The sequence below is a fragment of the Blautia aquisgranensis genome (assembly GCF_040096615.1).
Taxonomy (GTDB): domain Bacteria; phylum Bacillota; class Clostridia; order Lachnospirales; family Lachnospiraceae; genus Blautia_A; species Blautia_A aquisgranensis.
Window position 1 is genome coordinate 1 of the sequence record NZ_JBBMEJ010000018.1, and the last position, 18,375, is coordinate 18,375.

The following is an 18,375-nucleotide window of genomic DNA, read 5'->3' on the forward strand; positions in this document are numbered from 1 at the left end:
TGTATTGAATCCTTTCATTCTATTATCAAACGTGAATGGCTCAATCGTTTTAAAATTCGCGATTATAAGCAGGCATACCAGTTGATTTTTGAATATCTGGAAGCTTTCTACAATACGAAACGAATTCATAGCCATTGCAACTATATGTCGCCAAACGAATTCGAACGAGTGTATGAAAGAACACACACTGAGGCTGAGCTTCTGGCAGGTTAAAATGGGGAGAATTTTCTCATTTTAACTTGTACTAAATCTTGACATAGGACCAGGCGTATTCAATTTGATTCCGTGATGGTATGGGAACTGTAGAAGCGATTTTCTACAGTTCCTTTTATGAAAGGAGAAAAGTCAGATGGCAAAAAGATACGATTCGAAGCATCGTCTGCTTCGTACAGGAGAATCTGAGAGAGCAGATGGATATTATACATACCGCTGGACTTCCAGATCGGGGAAAAGAAACAGTGTAACAGCAGGAACATTGGAAGAATTACGTGAGAAAGAAAACGAAATCCAAAGGGACGTATCAGATGGGATTCGGGCAGATGCTAAGAATGTGACATTAAATAATTTGTATGAGCTGTGGAGAGGGTTGAAGAGAAATCTTAAGGAGAATACTTTCTCCAATTACTGTTATATGTATGAACAGTTTGTCGCTGATAATATTGGAATGCTTCCGGTGACGAAATTAAAACGATCTGATATAAAGGCTTTTTATAATATGCTTGCAGATACAAGAGGGTTAAAGATAGCTACCATTGATAATATCCATTACGACGAATTATAAGAGATTGTAATGATAAACAGTTTCTGAAAGAGAAAAAGAATCTCGTCTTACTTCCAAATTTTACTTGTCACTCACTCAGACATACGTTTACAACACGCCTGGTAGAAGCAGGAGTAAATATTAAAGTGATCCAGAACCTGTGCGGTCATAGCAGAAGCGATGTGACACTGGATATATATACGACGGTAACAAAAGAACTGAAACAGGCAGAGTTTGATGATTTCCAGAAAAAACTGAAAGAAAAGAAGCAGGAATGGAAAAACAGGCAGGAAGAGGATGCGTAATCCTCTTCTTTGGTTTGTCGAAAAATTCTCATTGCGTATTTATGGACAATACGATTATAATGAATGTATAGGAAAAAGGCGGAATATTTTCATAAAAATAGGAGTAATAAAAGAATGAGCGTGCAGACAGATTGTGAAATGTTAGCTGTTCAGGCAATGGAAGCATATGCCAGAAAATACCACGTTTCAGGAAATGATGTGGTTGAGTTATTTCATGAAAATCAAGTTTTTGAAAAGATGATGATTCAGCATGAATACCTTCATCAAATAAGTTTTGAAGAAGTATTTGAGTATGTAGAGAAAATTATCATGGAAGGTTCAAAGGAATTGGTAGTTTATCATGGAAGCTGCTATGAATTTGAAAATATAGATCTTAATAAGTCTCATAATAGAAGAGATTTTGGAAAAGGTTTTTATACTACGATTTTACAATCACAGTCAAAAGAATGGGGATATAGACTTTCATTAAGAGAAAAAAAGAAGAAGTATTTCGTTTATGAATATTTGTTTGAAGAAAATTCTGTATTAAATGTGAAAAGATTTGATGCCTTGAGTGAAGAGTGGCTGGAATTTATTAAAGAAAATAGAAGTAAAGGTGGATTACAGCACAATTATGATGTAGTAATTGGTCCAGTTGCAGATGATAATACAATGGAGACTGTTCAGTTGTATATAGCAAATATTTTGACAGCATCAGAAGCAGTGGAAAGATTACGGTATAATAAAGTAAATAATCAGGTGTCATTTCATACAGAAAAAGCATTACAGTATTTACAGTTGATAAGGAGGACTTCCTATGCCAGAAATGATTTATAGTTTTAATGGAAAAGATATCACTATGAATGTGTGTATACAAATCAGGGATGTATTAAAATTATTGCAACAACATTTTCATATCAGCTTTGAAGAGGCAGCATTGAAATTTTATAAGTCCGAAACGTATAAGACATTGCAGGAAACAGAAAATGGATTGTGGGCAGAATCGGCAGAATATATAGCTGACAGGTATTATGAGGAAGCCGAAAGTAATCCAGTTGCCGTTTAAGGAGAGACTGATATGTGCAAGACGATGCAGGTAATTGTAGATAGAGAACGTGATGATGCAGAAGTAGCCAGAAGTAAAAAAATTGCATGGAATATGTGGAAGAACGGAGAGCATGAGCTGGATAAAATTGCAGAAACCACATTGCTGTCTGCTGAGCAGGTACGAGAGGCTATTACACGAAAATAGGTGAAGTGGTCTTGTACCAATCATGTACCAATTTTGTACCAATCCATAAAAAATATTATAGAAATATAAAGAAGTGTGTAAGCTTGACAAATTTAAAAAGTACAGAAAAACAGGCATTTGTGGGAGCGAGTAGGGATATATAAAGAGATATTCTGACAATCCCTACAATGAAGTCCCTGGATGCTGATAAGAAAGCTTCTAAGGCAACAAACAGCACTTCTGAAGCAGCACCGGAGAAAGAAGAAGTGATCGATTTCTCCAAGGTAAAAGTTGAGCCTTTATTCGAAGAATTTGTAGATTTCGATACTTTCAGCAAGTCTGATTTCAGAGCTGTAAAGGTAAAAGCATGTGAAGCTGTTAAGAAATCCAAGAAGCTTCTTCAGTTTACTCTGGATGACGGAACAGGCACAGATCGTACCATTTTAAGCGGTATTCACGCTTATTACGAGCCAGAAGAACTGGTAGGCAAAACACTGGTCGCTATCACAAACCTGCCGTCAAGAGCTATGATGGGAATTGATTCCTGTGGTATGCTGTTATCTGCAATCCATGAGGAAGAGGGAGAAGAAAAACTTCATCTTCTGATGGTTGATAACCACATTCCGGCTGGTGCGAAGTTATACCGCTGATTAACCAAAAGGTCAAATGAATTGAGCCGATACGATTGGAACTTTAAAGAAAAGTTCTGAAATGTGTCGGCTTTTTTATTTTCACAAAATTCGGTTCAGAGGATTTTTGAAAAACAGACGGAACGGAAAGCATCCCGGAAAGAGTTTTTCGGAAAGAATTTCGGAAAACTGTTCTTTTATTATATTGGGAAAATATTTTGGATAATAAGATGGTTTTATAGGGATAAAAGTAAGGGTATAATTATTGCACAAAAAAGCAAAGTAAAATATATGCAATATATACAAAATAATTATAATGAAAAAAGAATAAATATACAATATAAACAAGATGTCCTTATGTGACAGATGTGTTATCTTTATATGACAGGGAATAAAGCATTAAAATGCTATACTGATTCCTGTAATCGGGGAAAACGTAAAGGAGAAAAAATGAGCTCATACATTTTCGAAACAGTAGATTATGATAAGAAATATCCGGCTAATGTTTTTGTTACACATATAGGAAACAGCCAGTTTCACTGGCACTATGAATATGAAATCTGCCTTGTTCTGAAAGGCAGTATTAAGATCATTTATGATTCTGAACCTACAGTATATCATGAAAATGAAATTGTACTTATCAATTCAAGGGTGGTTCATAGTGTGCAGAGTGAAGAAGATAATTTGTGTGTATTCATACAGCTGGATCCTGTGCTATTTCAGGAGAATGGAAAAGATACAGGGAGCATCCGGTACTTTTATCTGGACAGTGTACGAAATGAGTTAGAACCATATAAACCCTATGAGGAGTTTGCAGAAAGAGTTGCAATGATTGCATACGAAACGCTGGATGATCAGGAAAATGGGTATTTTCGTGGCAGAGCAGAAATTTATACATTGATAGCTGATCTGATTGAATATGTGGAATATGTTATTCACTCGAATGTACAGGCTTCAGAAAATGAAATGGATCTGGTAATGAAATTCTTCGATTATATTAAGGAGCATCTTCAAATGGAAGAGGTTCTTCAAAATGCGGTAAAAGAATTAGGCGTAAGTCAGAAAACAATGCTCCGATATTTAAAAAAGCATATAGGAATATCTGCAAAAGAAGTTCTGGATATACAGAGAGTAACTATGGCAAAACATTATTTATCGGAAACAGATAAGCCGGTTGATTATATTATTGACTGTTGCGGATTTGGCTCAGAAAAAACATTTTATCGTATATTTAAAAAAGAGACAATGATGACTCCGGCTGAATACAGAAATAAAATTTCCAGACAGCGTGGAGATAAAAAGAAAAAGCAGGGGTATCTTTCATTTGACAGACAGGAAACACAGAGACTGTTAAGAGGGCTGCTTAATAAGAATTAGACAGGCAGGAGGAATGAAAATGCCAGGAAGCACGAAAACACAGCGAATGCAATATACGGAAAAGGCCCAATCCATAGTGGAGTCACTTACTTTGGAAGAAAAGGTGTCTTTGATGAGTGGAACAATGACATTCGAAGAAGTTCGTGGAGCAATAAAGAAAAGAACACAGGAACATTATAATCAGTTTCCGTATCCGGCAGGAGGAATTGCAAAAAAGCATGTTTCTCCGGTTTTGTTTGTTGATGGACCGAGAGGTGTGGTTTGTGGCAATGGAAGAAGTACTGCATTTCCGGTGTCGATGTTAAGAGGCGCAACATTTGATACAGAACTGGAAGAAAGAATTGGAGAAGCAATTGGAGAAGAGGTACTTGCCTATGGCGGTAATCTTTTTGGAGGTGTGTGTATAAACCTTCCATATAATCCAGGTTGGGGACGAAGCCAGGAAACATATGGGGAAGACTCTTTTCAGCTGGGAGAAATGGGAGCTGCACTTGTAAGGGGCGTACAGAAAAAGGGCGTAATGGCATGTGTGAAGCATTTTGCCTTTAATCAGATGGAAAATGCAAGGTTCACGGTTGATATTACAGCAGATAAAAGGACAGAAAGAGAAGTTTTTCTTCCACATTTTAAGAAGGCTGTTGATGCGGGGGCTGCGTGCGTTATGAGCGCGTATAATTCCTATCAGGGTAAGATCTGTGGACATAATGAATACCTTCTGAATCAGATTCTGAAAAAAGAGTGGGATTTTGATGGATTCATAATGAGCGATTTTGTGTGGGGTGTAAAAGATACAGTCGAGTCGGTGAATGGTGGACAGACAATGGAAATGCCGAATACAAAATATTTTGGAGAAAATCTTGTGAAAGCCGTGAAAGCAGGAAAAGTATCGGAATCTGTGATTGATGATGCTGCATTGAGAATCGTAAGAACTGTGTTGGCTTTTACTGACGGACAAAGTAAAGCAGACAGAAGAAAAATTGGATGCAGAGAACATGTAGAACTGGCACTGGAAGCGGCAAGAGAGGGAATTACACTTATAAAAAATAATGAAAATGTATTGCCTTTAAACAAAAAGGATACACATAAACTTCTGGTTTTAGGAAGACTTGCAAATAAAGAAAATACTGGTGACAGAGGAACCAGTCAGGTCTATCCGAAGCATGTTGTGACAATACTTGAGGGGCTTATTAAAAATTGTCCTGACACAGAAGTAATTTATTACCCCGGAAAAAATATTAAGCACAGTAAAAAAATGGCGAGAGAGGCAGATGCAGTAATATTTGTTGCCGGATATGATTATCGTGATGAAGGGGAATTCGTAGCACAGGATAAGGAAGATGTTTTTACCGGAGGTGTTGGAGGCGACAGAAGAAATGGTTTGAGCATTCACAGCGAAGAACAGGAGCTGATTACAGAGGTTGGACCGGAAAATATAAGGTCAGCAGTTGTTCTGATCGGAGGAAATACGATTATGCTGGATTCCTGGAGTGATAAAGTAAATGCGATTCTTTTTGGATATTATCCGGGAATGAAGGGCGGACAGGCTGTAGCTGAAATTTTGTTCGGAGATATAAATCCCGGTGGAAAACTTCCGTTTACAATTCCACAGAAAGAAGAACATCTGACAGAAATAGACTGGAATACGGAGCATCAGAAATATGATTATTTTCATGGATACAGAAAACTGGAAAAGGAAAACCATATTCCGGCAGTACCATTTGGGTTTGGATTAAGCTATACACAGTTTGAAGTAGAAAAACCACAGGTTTGGAAAGAAAAAGACCAGATCTGTGTGTGTGCGGAGATAAAAAACAGTGGACACAGAGCAGGAAGTGAGGTACTTCAACTCTATGTTGGATTTAAAAATTCAAAAATAAAAAGAGACATCAAAGCATTAAAAGGCTTTAAAAGAGTATGGCTGGAACCGGGTGAGAGAAGAATTGTAACGATATCCTGCCCGATAGAAGAACTAAAATGGTACAATGAAAACACTGGAGAATTTGAACTGGAACATATGAATTATGAGATTTATATCGGAACCAGCAGTGCAGACAAAGATTTATGCAAAACGTCAATTGATGTGTGACGATTTACATATAAAAACGAAAGAGAGGGATTGAGAATGAAATCATCGACAAACGTACAGGAAACACCTTTGTATCAGCGGTCGAAATATCGTAAGATCATGCTTCTTACGGCGATTCTGCTTTTAGGTGTACTGGACCAGGCACCATCCGTAGTCAACTCAACAATACCGGCTATGACAGAAGCATTTAGCGGGCATGCGCTTTCACTGATTGAATCTATAACAACGATTGTAAATCTGTTTGTTACGATTTTTGTATTAGTCAGTGGATTTCTTGTAAACAAAATTGGACAGAAACAGACTGCATTACTTGGTATTATAATTGCAGCTGTATCTTCAATCGTACCTGTATTTTCAACTAATTTTTATGTAGTACTGGGATCACGTGCAGTACTTGGAGTTGGTATCGGACTTTCCAATGCTCTTGCAGCAAGTCTTCTGAGTGCATTCTTTAAAGGTAATGAGCTGGCAAAATATATGGGCTGGAGAACAGCTGCCGGCGGAATCGGAACTTCTCTTATGACAATGGCAGCAGGTCAGCTTCTTAAGATCAGCTGGCATATGTCCTATCTTGTATATATACTGTTTATACCTACTTTATTACTGTTCATTTTCTTTGTTCCTGAACCGGAAAAATATGGAATTTTTGTTCAGAAAGAAGAAAAGAAAGCAACAGCAAAAGAAGCAGATGGAACCGGCAAATTTGCAGGACTTGGTACGGTGCTTGCACTGGCAGTATTATTCTTCTTTTTCCTTGTAGGCGCAACTATTTTTGGTACAAAGCTTGCACAGATCTTTGTTGCAAAAAATATCGGAACTGCATCAGAGGCAAGTGTTGTTGCCAGTATCTTCACATTATCCCAGATGTTCGGTGGAATGCTTTTTGGATATTGCTATAAACATTTCGGAACAAAAATGCTTCCTGTAACAATCTTATTGAGAGGTCTTCCTCTGCTGGTAATCGGTGTAGTGAGCAGCAAAATGCTGATTGGTTTGATGGCCGTTGTATTTGGACTTGCTGGTGGAATGACAGTTTCTTTGATCTTTATGACAGTAAGTACTGTTATCACACCTAAAAATGCGACATTATATAATGCAATTCCAATGGTAGGCTCTAACCTTGGTGCGTTCTGTGCACCATTTATTGCAGGATATATGGGAAGTGCACCGGATACAGCTATGAGAAATGCAGGATGGATGTATGTTGTAATGTCCATAATCGTTATCATAGTTCTTACTGTTGTATCAGCAAAGAGAAAGGATAAATAAGTATGTTTCAGGTGAAAAATGACAGGATCTATAAAGATGGAAAACCATTCTTCTATTTCGCAGATACCTGCTGGAGCGCATTTACCAATATTTCCATGGATGACTGGAGATATTATGTGGATTACCGGAATAAGCAGGGATTTAACTGTATTCAGATTAATATTCTGAAACAGTGGGATTCGAGTGGTGATGAACTGAACCTGTATCCATTTCCGATAAAAAAAGAAGGGGAATGGAGAGGTGCACATTTTGAATTTGACTATTCTACGATCAATGAAAAATATTTTGATGCAGCAGAAGAAAAACTGAAGGTGCTTAAAGAGTATGGAATGACACCGGTTCTTGTACTGTTATGGGGAAATTATGTACCTGGTACATGGGAATCCAAGTTTACGAATAACAATCTTTTTCCGTATGAGTATCTTGAAAATTATACAGCATATGCAGTAAAAAGATTTAAGAAGTATGAGCCGATTTATTTCATAAGTGGCGATACGGATTTTCCGGAAGAAGAAACAGTGAAATATTATAAAAAAGTATTTGATGTAGCCAAATCAGTGGATCAGGATGCATTATATACATTTCATATCTGTGGTGAAAGCAGGGAAATTCCGGAGGAGCTTAAAGAAAAAGCAGATTTCTTTACATACCAGTCCGGACATTTTATTCCGGGACAGCATTTTGCATATGATATTCCGAAAGCAATGCGTGGGGAAGGATACTCAAAGCCAATAATCAACACAGAACCTTGCTATGAGCAGATTGCAGCACCGGGAAAAATCCGTTTCACGAACCGTGATGTAAGAAGAGCGGCATGGCAGTCTGTACTTTCCGGAGCAACTGCAGGAGTGACCTACGGAGCACATGGAGTGTGGAGCTGGCACCATCATGGTCAGAGTTTTGATTCTTTTATCCGAAAAGGAGCAGGCTTTGCGTTACCATTTGACTGGCATAATGCATTGCATTTTAAAGGTGCTGATGATATGCATTACCTGAAAGAGAGCTTTGAGGAATTTTTTCCGGAAGACTGCATTCCAGATTATGATGTGATATTAAATGATATGGAAGAAATCCGCTGTGCACATGATGCTGATAAATATGTGATTTATGTGCCTACGAATGTAGAACTGGATGTATCTGTGCTGGGAATTGATAAAGAAAAATATACGGTAGAAGTAATAGATCTTCAGACAAGGAAAAAATACCAGGGACAGTGGAAGGAAGATACAACAAAACTTCGGCTTCTTTCCTGCTATGAGGATGCTTTGGTCGTTTTGCGAAAACAGCAATAAAAATGAGGGATAAATAATGAAGCATTTTACAGAAAAGATAGGTGAAAATGGTGCTGAAGCAGTATTTTATCTGCATGAACCAAGTGATGAGATGGCACCGGATAAGAAATACCCTGCAATGGTTATTATACCTGGAGGAGCTTATATGTGGGTTTCCGACAGAATTGGTATTATTGGTTTTTCAGCTGGTGGAAATCTGGCCGGTCAGCTTTCTGTATTCTGGAAAAAAAGAATGGCTTGAAAAGGAAACGGGATATTCAGCAGAAATGATGAAACCGAACATTGCAGTTCTGGCATATCCTATGCTTAACTGTGTAAAAGCTTCAGAAAGATCTGCAATTAATACCTGGGTGAATCGCGCCATGCTTGGAAACGAGGTAACAGAAGAACGTCTGAAGACAGTTTCACCTGTGTATCAGGTAAACAAGGATGTTCCACAGACGTTTATCTGGCATACAACAGAAGATACTTTTGTTCCGGTTGAAAATTTGCTGAAGTATGTAACGGAACTCCAGAAATATCATGTTCCATATGAGCTGCACATTTATCAGAAAGGAGAGCATGGATTTGCTTTAGGTGATGAGCGGACAGATTCCATGCCAGATCATAGTCAGGTGAATGAACAGGGAGCAACGTGGTTGAATCTGTCTTTGGGATGGATGAAGCAGATTGGTTTTATGAAATAAATAAAAGTTTATCAGGACATTTCTCTACAGAGACAGGACGCTGGAGAAATGTCCTTTTTGATTTGTAAATCTGCTGGAGAGATAGCCTTGCTTTTACTGTCTTATCACGTTATACTAATGGGACATATATTTAATAAATGGGAGGATTTTACAAATGAAAATTGCAGCAACATACGATAACGGAAGTATTTTCCAGCACTTTGGAAAAACAGAGTTTTTCAAGGTTTACGAAGTGAAGGACAATAAGATTGTTTCCAGCGAAGTGATCGGATCTAATGGAACAGGTCATGGAGCATTGGCCGGGCTTCTTGCAGAGCGGGGGATTCAGGTTCTTATCTGTGGTGGAATCGGCGGAGGTGCACAGGCGGCACTTGCAGAGGCCGGAATTGAATTATGCTCCGGTGCACAGGGCGATGCAGACGCAGCAGTAGAGGCCTATCTTAAGGGCGAACTGGAATCTACAGGAGTAAACTGTGATCATCATCACGAAGAAGGTCATTCCTGCGGAAACCACGAGGAAGGTCACTCCTGCGGAGGACATGAAGAGGGTCATTCCTGTGGCAGCGGTTGTGGCGGATGCGGCTCAAAACCTGCGATCACAGGACCAAATGTTGGAAAAACATGCCGCACTCATTACAGAGGAACCTTCAATGATGGAACACAGTTTGATTCTTCCTATGACCGTGGACAGCCACTGGAATTCATCTGTGGAGCAGGACAGATGATCAAAGGCTTTGATGCTGCAGTTGCAAACATGGAAGTCGGTCAGGTAGTAGATGTACATCTGATGCCGGAGGAGGCTTATGGTATGCCGGATCCGACCGCAATCTTTACGCTTGACATTGAGCAGCTTCCGGGCTCTGAGGATCTTACAGTAGGACAGCAGGTATATCTGTCCAACCAGTATGGTCAGCCGTTCCCTGTAAAAGTAGCAGCCAAGGATGAAAAAACGATCACCTTTGATGCCAACCATGAGATGGCTGGTAAAGAGCTGAATTTCCGTATTGAATTAGTAGAAGTAAAATAAAAAATGACAGATCATAGAGCGCAGCATGAGATCATATCCAGCAATAAAGACATTGATATCCGCTTTTATCTTTCCGTAGATGAAGGTGGTTACGTAGGACCGCACTGGCACAGCAGTCTTGAGATCATTTACATGCTGGAAGGAGATATGCAGGTAAAATGTGAGGAGACAGAAGAAGAGGTACGGGCGGGAGATATCAGCATTATCAACTCCGGAGAGATTCATTCTTTCCGTAGCAAAAAAAATAAAGCTCTGGTTCTGCAGATTCCGGACCCGCTTCTGGAGAAATTTATTCCGGAGTATGCGTCCATACGTTTCCGTGCAGACTCACATCCTGTGAGAGAAGCAGAGATAACGAGGCTGGACAGACTGAAAAAAATCTGTTATGACATGTACATTGTATATGAGATCCAGCCGGAGGGGTATCTTCTGAAATTTAACAGTCTTCTGTATGATCTTCTCTACATGCTGCTTCATTCCTATTCTGAGAAGACACCGGGAAAGGAAGCAGTCCGAAATAACAAAAACAGAGAACAGATCAAAAGCATTCTGCGTTATCTGGATCAAAATCATGACCGGCATGTGACTGTACAGGAAACAGCCGGTCATTTTGGATATAATGCCGATTATCTTTCAAGGATGCTGAAAAAGCAGATCGGTTTTACTGCAACGGAATATCTTTATGAGATACGGATGGATCATATTTACAGGGATCTGCTGAACACAGAGGACTATGTGAACGAGATATTTCTGCGCCATGGATGCAGCAATTATAAGGTCGCAATGCGCTGGTTCAGAGAACGGTATCAGTGTACGCCGACCCAGGCTCGAAAGAACGCAGCCGATAAAAAACTCATGATAAAGACCCGCAAACTTATCTGAAAACTGCCGGCGAAGAAGCGAGAATGCCTGTATTGATAAAAAGTCGGAAATATACCTATAATTTGTAGATTTAACGCCTGATCAGATAAAAAAATATCTGATATAATAAAGCTCACGATGAATAATGTAAATCATGAAACCGATTAAAAGCTATAAAACATAAAAAAGGAGCAGGGCGATGAAATTTACAGAAGGATACTGGGAAAAAAGCGAACGTGCAAATGCTTCTCATGCAATGCAGGCATTTACTGTAGAAAAAATTCCTCACGGAATGCGTATGGTATCACCATTTCATATGATAACAGATCGTGCAGGTGCATTGGACGTAGGAACGATCACAACAGAATTTACAGCGATCCGCAAAGATGTGATCAGCGTGAGAAGCTGGCATTTCGAAGGCTATGAAAAAAAAGAGCCACGTTTTGATCTGAACAGGGATATGCAGGATGTTGATGTGCAGATCAATGAAAAAGAAGCAGTTATGACTGCAGGAAGAATGCAGGTATGCATAGACAGAGAGCATTTTCTTATCACTTATAAGGCAGACGGTAAAGTCCTGACAACCTGTGGATACCGCAATCTGGGCTATATGCAGTATGATAAAAAGTATCAGACCAAATTCCCGTTGGAGAATTATATGGCAGCAGATTTCACACCATATATGGCAACAGAGCTGTCCCTGGATCCGGGCGAATGTGTTTACGGACTTGGTGAAAGATTTTCTGCATTTGTAAAAAACGGTCAGGTCGTAGACTGCTGGAACGAGGATGGAGGAACAGCTTCCCAGATTTCCTACAAAAACATTCCGTTTTATATGACAAACAAGAATTATGGTGTTCTGGTAGATCATACAGATAATGTATCCTTTGAGGTTGCAAGTGAAAAAGTCGAGTATGTCGGATTTTCAGTAAAAGGTGAAGAAATCCGCTATGAAGTGATCTGCGGAGATACTATGAAAGATGTGATCCGTACTTATACAGACCTTACCGGAAAACCGGCACTTCCGCCGAAATGGTCCTTTGGTCTGTGGCTGACAACTTCCTTTAAGACCAACTATGATGAAGAGACAACGAGCTCCTTTATCAATGGAATGGCAGAAAGAGATCTTCCTCTGGAAGTATTCCATTTTGACTGCTTCTGGATGAAAGAATTCCATTGGTGCGATTTTGAGTGGGATGACCGTATTTTTCCGGATGTAAAAGGAATGCTAAAGCGTTATAAAGAAAAAGGACTGAAGATCTGTGTATGGATCAATCCGTATATTGCACAGGGAACTGCATTTTTCCGTGAAGGAGTGGAGAAGGGCTATCTTCTTAAACGTGCAGACGGAATGGGCGTGAAACAGGTCGACAACTGGCAGCCGGGAATGGGACTGGTAGATTTTACCAATCCGGAGGCAAAAAGCTGGTATGTTGCAAAGCTGAAAACCCTTCTTGATATGGGGGTTGACTGCTTTAAGACAGATTTCGGTGAGAGAATTCCTGTAGATGTAGTTTATCATGACGGATCAGATCCATGGTGCATGCATAACTATTACACGAAGCTTTACAATGAGGCTGTGTTCAATCTTCTGAAAGAAGAAAGAGGAGAGGGAGAGGCAGTTCTTTTTGCAAGAAGTGCAACAGTAGGCGGTCAGCAGTTCCCGGTACACTGGGGCGGTGACAGCTCTGCATCTTATATTTCCATGGCAGAAAGCCTGCGAGGTGGCCTGTCCTTTACTATGTCCGGTTTTTCATTCTGGAGCCATGATATCGGAGGTTTTGAAAAAACAGCAAGTCCGGATGTATATAAGAGATGGCTGCAGTTTGGTCTTCTGTCCACACACAGCAGGCTTCATGGATCCGAGAGCTATCGTGTACCGTGGGTATTTGATGAGGAAGCCGTAGATGTATGCCGTAAATTTACAAAACTGAAGCTGCGTCTGATGCCATATATCTATCAGATGGCTGTGAAATCTCACAAAACCGGAATTCCGTCTATGCGTTCCATGGTAATGGAATTTGAGACGGATCCGGCAGTAAAATATCTGGATATGCAGTATATGCTTGGAGACAGTATTCTGGTGGCACCGATCTTTTCGGCGGATGGAACCGTAGAGTATTATCTGCCGGATGGAACCTGGACTCATCTTCTGAGCGGAGAGGTAAAACAGGGCGGACGCTGGTATAAAGAGACATATGATTTCATGTCCCTGCCAGTATATGTAAGAGAAAATACGCTTCTTGCGATCGGTTCAAATGAAAAGACTGCAGATTATGACTATGCAGATGGCGTACAGATCCAGGTTTATGAACTGAAAGAGGGCGCAGAAGCACAGTGCAGTGTTCCGGAGAAGGACGGCGAAGCAGCACTGGAGATCAGGGCAGCACGTAAAGATGGAAAACTGGTTCTGGAAAGCACCGGAAAGAATACGAATATGACATATCTTCTCAGAAATGTACATACTGCAGAGAAGATTGAAGGCGCGGAGATCGCAGAAGATGCAGAGGCAGGAATCGTGCTTCGTCCGACCGCTGATCGTGTAGTAATTGGATAAAAAGCAGGCTGTAAAGCTATAAAGTAAAAATGGTGATCATGTCCGGAAAGGTCTGGACGGTCACCATTTTTTTACATATAAAAAACAGACTTGTGTAACTGGGAAAAAATACGCATAATGGAAGACAGCAGAATGAACATCGCAGAGGAGACAATTTTTTAATGAAGATATCCATGATACCTTATGGATTGCTGTCCGGTTTTATGGACAGTAAGGAAATACGGATAATAGAGATTGGCGAAGATGGATTTGTATTTCGGATAGCAGAAGAATGTCCTGAGCCGGAGCAATTTCGGATCTGTTTTTATGATATGAAGAATTCCTGTTATCGGAAAGTGGAGATTCGGGAATTTAAGCTTGAGGAAGTTGATGGAAAGAACGGTTGTGGGTATGGGAAAGAGTCGAATATATTTTACAGGGAATACCTGGTGAAGGTGGAACAGAAGGATTATGCAAATGAGGTTCTGCGTCTGGCCGGAGAATACAGCCGTTATATCCGTCTGAAGCTGACCGGAGATGACGGCGAGCTTTCCAAAGCCCTGACAGGTTATCCGTCTGAGCTGGATGAGATACATTGTGAGAGTCTTGAGCAACAGAAGAAGCTGTGGTTTTCGCAGGGTGGAAATGTTGAAAATCTCTCTGAGCCAGAGGGCAGACGGGAATGTGCAGGAAACGATGCAAAGAACAGTAATCCATGTGGACCAGAAGCTGACCCGAAGAAAAAAGAACTGGAATTTGCCGTAGAACTGAACGGTACTTTCATGTATGAGCAGTATTTAACGAATTCTCTTACAGATTTCATGGCATTTTACCGTCAGCAGAATCATCTTGAGCACGGCTGGATTTCCGACTGGATGCCGGGACGGCTTTACATTGGAAATCAGTTTTGTCATAATCTGTTTCCGGAAGAAAAACAGCTTTTTTGCATTATGGATAAGATGTATTCGGAAGGTCTGGCTATTACGCTGGCGTTTTCGTATATCCGGGAATTTATGATTCCTTCTGTTGAAAAGCTTCTGGAAAAAGTGGATAACTGGTGTCAGAATCATGGGGAAGATGTGGAAATCGTGGTTAATGACTGGGCGATGGCTCAGATAATTCATGGAAAATATCAATATCTCTGTCCGACTTTTGGGACACTTCTCAATAAGCGAAAAAAAGATCCGCGGATAAAGTACAAATCTGGGGACACTGGTCTGTTTGAAAATAACAGTCTCAATGCAGGTTTCTATCGGGAATTTCTGGCAAAAGAGTTCAATATCCACAGGTATGAATGGGAAGCTTGCGGTTATCCACAGGAATTTCCACCAGGAAAAAATAGTCTTCATCTGCCCTTTTATCAGACCAATACCTCACAGTATTGTCCTCTATATGCTCTGTGTACAACTGGGGATCGTGGAAAACAGCACCTTGCAGATCACTGTCCGGGTTTCTGTGAAAAATATGCGCTGCTGTATCCGGAGCATCTGAAGATGGCTGGCAGGTATAACTCGCTGATGAGTGTGGATAAGACTTTGTTGGAAGCACCGGAGATGTGGAAAAATATAAAAGGTGTAAAACCGGACAGAATCGTGATAAATTTGTAAGAGGCGGTGTTGACGTGAAATGCAAAGCAGAATATATATTAAGGCAAATGCAATCGATTGTGTTGAGTGATTTTTAAAGTGACATAATATAATCGAAAGAAAGAAGAGAGAAATATATGAAGATTACAGCAGGCCTGGGTTCCATAGATGAATATGAGCGTTTTGTCCGGGCAGGGGCAGATGAATTTTTCTGCGGGTATGTGCCGTTTTTCTGGGCAGAAAAATATGGAACAGTGATGCCGCTGAACCGCAGGGAAGTGCTCTGCTACAATGTGCAGCTCGGTGCTTACAGTGAACTTGAGATTCTTTCCCGGATGGTTGAAAAATATAAAAAACCGGTACATCTGACCTTTAATTCATTGTATTATCTTCCTGAACAGTATCCGGAAATTGCTTCGATCATAGAGCGGTGCATGAAGCTGGGATTCCAAAGTTATATTATTGCGGATCCAGCTTTACTTGTTTATCTGAAAAAAATAGGAATTTTCTGTGAAATTCATCTGAGTGGTGAGACTGGGGAAGTGAACAGTCAGATGGTAAAAGCATTCCAGCGTTTTCCGCTGAAAAGAGTGATTTTTCACCGGAAAAATACGTTTGCTGATATGCAGTCCGTTATTGCGGAACAGAGAGCCAATGAGAGAAAAAATGGGATCAGTCCGGAAATGGGAATGGAATTCGAAGCTTTTGTGCTGAATGAAATGTGCCAGTTTACAGGTGCTTTCTGCAATTCCCTGCACTGTGATGAGATGGGCTATCTTTGCAGAGTTCCGTACTGGCTGGGGACGGTACATGAAAAGGATTCTGTTCCGGAGAATATGAAACGTTTGCAGGAAGAAACATGGGAAAAAGAGACGGATCCGTCAGCGTATGATGAGGACGGATATCTCTGCGGAGAGAGCGGTTGCGGTTTATGTGCACTGTATCAGCTGAAAAAAGCGGGAATTACGCATCTTAAATTAGTTGGCCGTGGAAATTATACGGAGCATATGGAAAAGGATATCCGGAATCTGAGGAAGGCACTGGATATTCTGGACGCAGCGGAAGATGAGCGGGATTTTCAGTGTACGATAAAGCGGACATTGTTTCCGAATGGATGTAGTGGACAGTGCTATTATCCGATGTGATGTAAATATAAAAAGGAAAAGAGAGAAAAAATGAGATTTGAACATGTAAAAAGAGAAGAGGCGGACACAGTCCTTAAATTATACCGGTCATTACTGGGAACACCCTACTGTGTATGGACAACTGATTATCCGTCAGAAAAAGAAGTAGAATTTGATCTTTCCAGAGATGCATTATTTTGTATGAGAGATGATGACGGAACGATTGCCGGAGTGATTTCCATAGATGATGATCCTAACGTGGAATGTCTGACATGCTGGTCTGAAACGCTGGTTCCGTCAGCGGAAGTCTCCCGGGTAGGTGTCAGCGGAGATTATCAGAATCGGGGAATTGCAAGAGCCCTGCTTACCGGTGTGATGGCAGAGCTGAAATGCCAGGGGTATAAAGCTGTACACCTTTTAGTTGCAAAAGATAATGTAAAGGCTTTGCGCTCCTATGATAAGCTGCATTTCAATAATGTAGGGGAATGTGAATTATGGGGGCATATGTACTGGTGCTATGAAAAAGCACTGGTTAAATTCTCCGGCAGCTGTCCCGTTCAATCAGATGATGCGGCACAATGATCTTCGTAGCCGGAAGATTCGGGTTTTCGATATGGCTGATCATCTGTGTGGCTGCTTCCGTTCCCAGCTGTGCAGAATTGATATCAATAGAAGTCAGCTGCGGAGACGTCAGTCTGGCAAACAGCGAGTTATTAAAGGAAATGATAGACAGATCTTCCGGTATGGAAATTCCGGCTTCCATACAGATCCGTTCCAGGGAAAGTGCCAGGATGTCATCACTTACCAGCATGGCGGTAGGACGGTCATCGCCGGAAAGCAGTGTTCGAAGCTGCTGAAATTCCCGCTGGGAGGCATCGGGCACTTCGATGCAGTATTCAAGCCGGATAGTCAGTCCGTGACCTGCCAGTGCTGCCAGATAACCGGTTTTTCGATCTGCGGAAAAGACCAGAGAATCCTCAACGCCAAGGTAGGCGATCTTTCTGTGACCAAGTGCATAAAGATATTCCGTTGCCTCCTGGCCTGCCAGAAAGTTATCGTTATCAATATAGATCGTATGATTGGTGTACTGCGCTGGTTTTCCGATCAGAATGTAAAGCAGCCCTTTATTAAAAAGAAAATCGATCACAGGATCGTCGACGCGGGAATACAGCACGATAAATCCGTCAGCCTTGCCGCTTCTGGACATGGAACGAACTGCATTCAGGATCTCATCCTCATTCTGACCGGTAACAATGGTGCTGATATACTGATGTGCGTTGCAGTAATGACTGATTCCACGGATGGCCTCCAGGTAAAAAGAATTCTCATAGGTTTCCTTTGGTGAGGGAGGCAGAATAATACCGATAGAACGGGAATTCTGTGTCGCCAGGTTGCTGGCCTGGAAATTCGGTTCATAGCCAAGCTCTGCCATGGCACGGCGTACACGTTCCTTAGTCTCTTCACTGATAGATGGATTGTTCTTGCAGGTTCTGGAAACGGTGGAAGGTGATACTCCCGCCAGTGCTGCAACGTCCTTGATTGTTACTGCCATAAAGCTGCCTCCTGTAGATTATGTGGAGAAAATATCCGCGAGTGTCTCTGCTAATGAGAATATTGTAGTTCATAA

Annotated in this window: 19 protein-coding genes and 1 pseudogene; 19 read left to right on the forward strand and 1 reads right to left on the reverse strand. The window is 40.8% G+C overall.

The features are described 5' to 3' along the window. From WMO28_RS13460 to WMO28_RS13550, 19 genes and pseudogenes are all read left to right on the forward strand, one after another. Window positions 1–213 (forward strand): IS3 family transposase (locus WMO28_RS13460; RefSeq protein WP_349057296.1); only part of this gene is annotated, 213 nt, incomplete at its 5' end. A 136-nt stretch (window positions 214–349) separates the two neighbouring features. After that, entirely contained in the window at window positions 350–781 is a 432-nt protein-coding gene (locus WMO28_RS13465; protein WP_349057297.1) for an integrase DNA-binding domain-containing protein, read from the forward strand. Between the two features lie 23 nt (window positions 782–804). Continuing rightward, on the forward strand, window positions 805–1,065 hold the full coding sequence (locus WMO28_RS13470; RefSeq protein WP_349057330.1) for a tyrosine-type recombinase/integrase: 261 nt from the start codon (window positions 805–807) through the stop codon (window positions 1,063–1,065). Between the two features lie 114 nt (window positions 1,066–1,179). Continuing rightward, window positions 1,180–1,881, forward strand: a complete 702-nt coding sequence (locus tag WMO28_RS13475; RefSeq protein ID WP_349057298.1) for a DUF3990 domain-containing protein — start codon at window positions 1,180–1,182, stop codon at window positions 1,879–1,881. Then, a complete protein-coding gene (locus tag WMO28_RS13480) occupies window positions 1,862–2,110 on the forward strand; it encodes a hypothetical protein (RefSeq protein WP_349057299.1) in 249 nt (82 codons plus the stop codon). Before WMO28_RS13475 ends, WMO28_RS13480 begins: the two co-directional genes overlap by 20 nt. A gap of 12 nt (window positions 2,111–2,122) precedes the next feature. Then, window positions 2,123–2,296 carry a hypothetical protein gene (locus tag WMO28_RS13485; RefSeq protein WP_349057300.1) on the forward strand — a complete coding sequence of 58 codons (174 nt, stop codon included), beginning with the start codon at window positions 2,123–2,125 and terminating at the stop codon, window positions 2,294–2,296. Window positions 2,297–2,439: 143 nt separating this feature from the next. Then, a pseudogene (locus WMO28_RS13490) lies at window positions 2,440–2,925 on the forward strand (lysine--tRNA ligase); the annotation flags it as partial. 429 nt (window positions 2,926–3,354) lie between these two features. After that, entirely contained in the window at window positions 3,355–4,281 is a 927-nt protein-coding gene (locus WMO28_RS13495) for a helix-turn-helix domain-containing protein (RefSeq protein ID WP_178645154.1), read from the forward strand. Window positions 4,282–4,300: 19 nt separating this feature from the next. After that, entirely contained in the window at window positions 4,301–6,367 is a 2,067-nt protein-coding gene (locus WMO28_RS13500) for a beta-glucosidase (protein ID WP_349057301.1), read from the forward strand. Between the two features lie 36 nt (window positions 6,368–6,403). Then, the gene (locus WMO28_RS13505; protein WP_178645152.1) at window positions 6,404–7,636 is read left to right on the forward strand and encodes an MFS transporter; all 1,233 of its coding nucleotides are present in this window, start codon (window positions 6,404–6,406) and stop codon (window positions 7,634–7,636) included. Between the two features lie 2 nt (window positions 7,637–7,638). Further along, window positions 7,639–8,928, forward strand: coding sequence for a glycoside hydrolase family 140 protein (locus tag WMO28_RS13510; protein WP_349057303.1), 1,290 nt, complete (start codon window positions 7,639–7,641; stop codon window positions 8,926–8,928). A 16-nt stretch (window positions 8,929–8,944) separates the two neighbouring features. Next, window positions 8,945–9,169 carry an alpha/beta hydrolase family protein gene (locus WMO28_RS13515; RefSeq protein ID WP_349057304.1) on the forward strand — a complete coding sequence of 75 codons (225 nt, stop codon included), beginning with the start codon at window positions 8,945–8,947 and terminating at the stop codon, window positions 9,167–9,169. 25 nt (window positions 9,170–9,194) lie between these two features. Next, on the forward strand, window positions 9,195–9,614 hold the full coding sequence (locus WMO28_RS13520; RefSeq protein WP_349057305.1) for an alpha/beta hydrolase: 420 nt from the start codon (window positions 9,195–9,197) through the stop codon (window positions 9,612–9,614). A gap of 154 nt (window positions 9,615–9,768) precedes the next feature. Continuing rightward, window positions 9,769–10,641 carry a NifB/NifX family molybdenum-iron cluster-binding protein gene (locus tag WMO28_RS13525; RefSeq protein ID WP_349057306.1) on the forward strand — a complete coding sequence of 291 codons (873 nt, stop codon included), beginning with the start codon at window positions 9,769–9,771 and terminating at the stop codon, window positions 10,639–10,641. A 3-nt stretch (window positions 10,642–10,644) separates the two neighbouring features. After that, window positions 10,645–11,523 (forward strand): helix-turn-helix domain-containing protein, encoded by an 879-nt coding sequence (locus WMO28_RS13530; protein ID WP_178645147.1) that lies wholly within the window; start codon window positions 10,645–10,647, stop codon window positions 11,521–11,523. Between the two features lie 178 nt (window positions 11,524–11,701). Continuing rightward, window positions 11,702–14,059, forward strand: a complete 2,358-nt coding sequence (gene yicI, locus WMO28_RS13535) for an alpha-xylosidase (protein WP_349057307.1) — start codon at window positions 11,702–11,704, stop codon at window positions 14,057–14,059. A 161-nt stretch (window positions 14,060–14,220) separates the two neighbouring features. Beyond that, window positions 14,221–15,645, forward strand: a complete 1,425-nt coding sequence (locus tag WMO28_RS13540) for a hypothetical protein (RefSeq protein ID WP_349057308.1) — start codon at window positions 14,221–14,223, stop codon at window positions 15,643–15,645. Window positions 15,646–15,761: 116 nt separating this feature from the next. Further along, window positions 15,762–16,769, forward strand: a complete 1,008-nt coding sequence (locus WMO28_RS13545) for a U32 family peptidase (RefSeq protein ID WP_349057309.1) — start codon at window positions 15,762–15,764, stop codon at window positions 16,767–16,769. Between the two features lie 30 nt (window positions 16,770–16,799). Then, complete coding sequence (locus WMO28_RS13550; protein ID WP_349057310.1) at window positions 16,800–17,330, forward strand: GNAT family N-acetyltransferase; 531 nt, start codon at window positions 16,800–16,802, stop codon at window positions 17,328–17,330. Here the strand turns inward: WMO28_RS13550 and WMO28_RS13555 are convergent. Continuing rightward, on the reverse strand, window positions 17,281–18,300 hold the full coding sequence (locus WMO28_RS13555) for a LacI family DNA-binding transcriptional regulator (RefSeq protein WP_349057311.1): 1,020 nt from the start codon (window positions 18,298–18,300) through the stop codon (window positions 17,281–17,283). The two genes, WMO28_RS13550 and WMO28_RS13555, sit on opposite strands and share 50 nt — an antisense overlap. Between the last annotated feature and the right edge of the window lie 75 nt (window positions 18,301–18,375).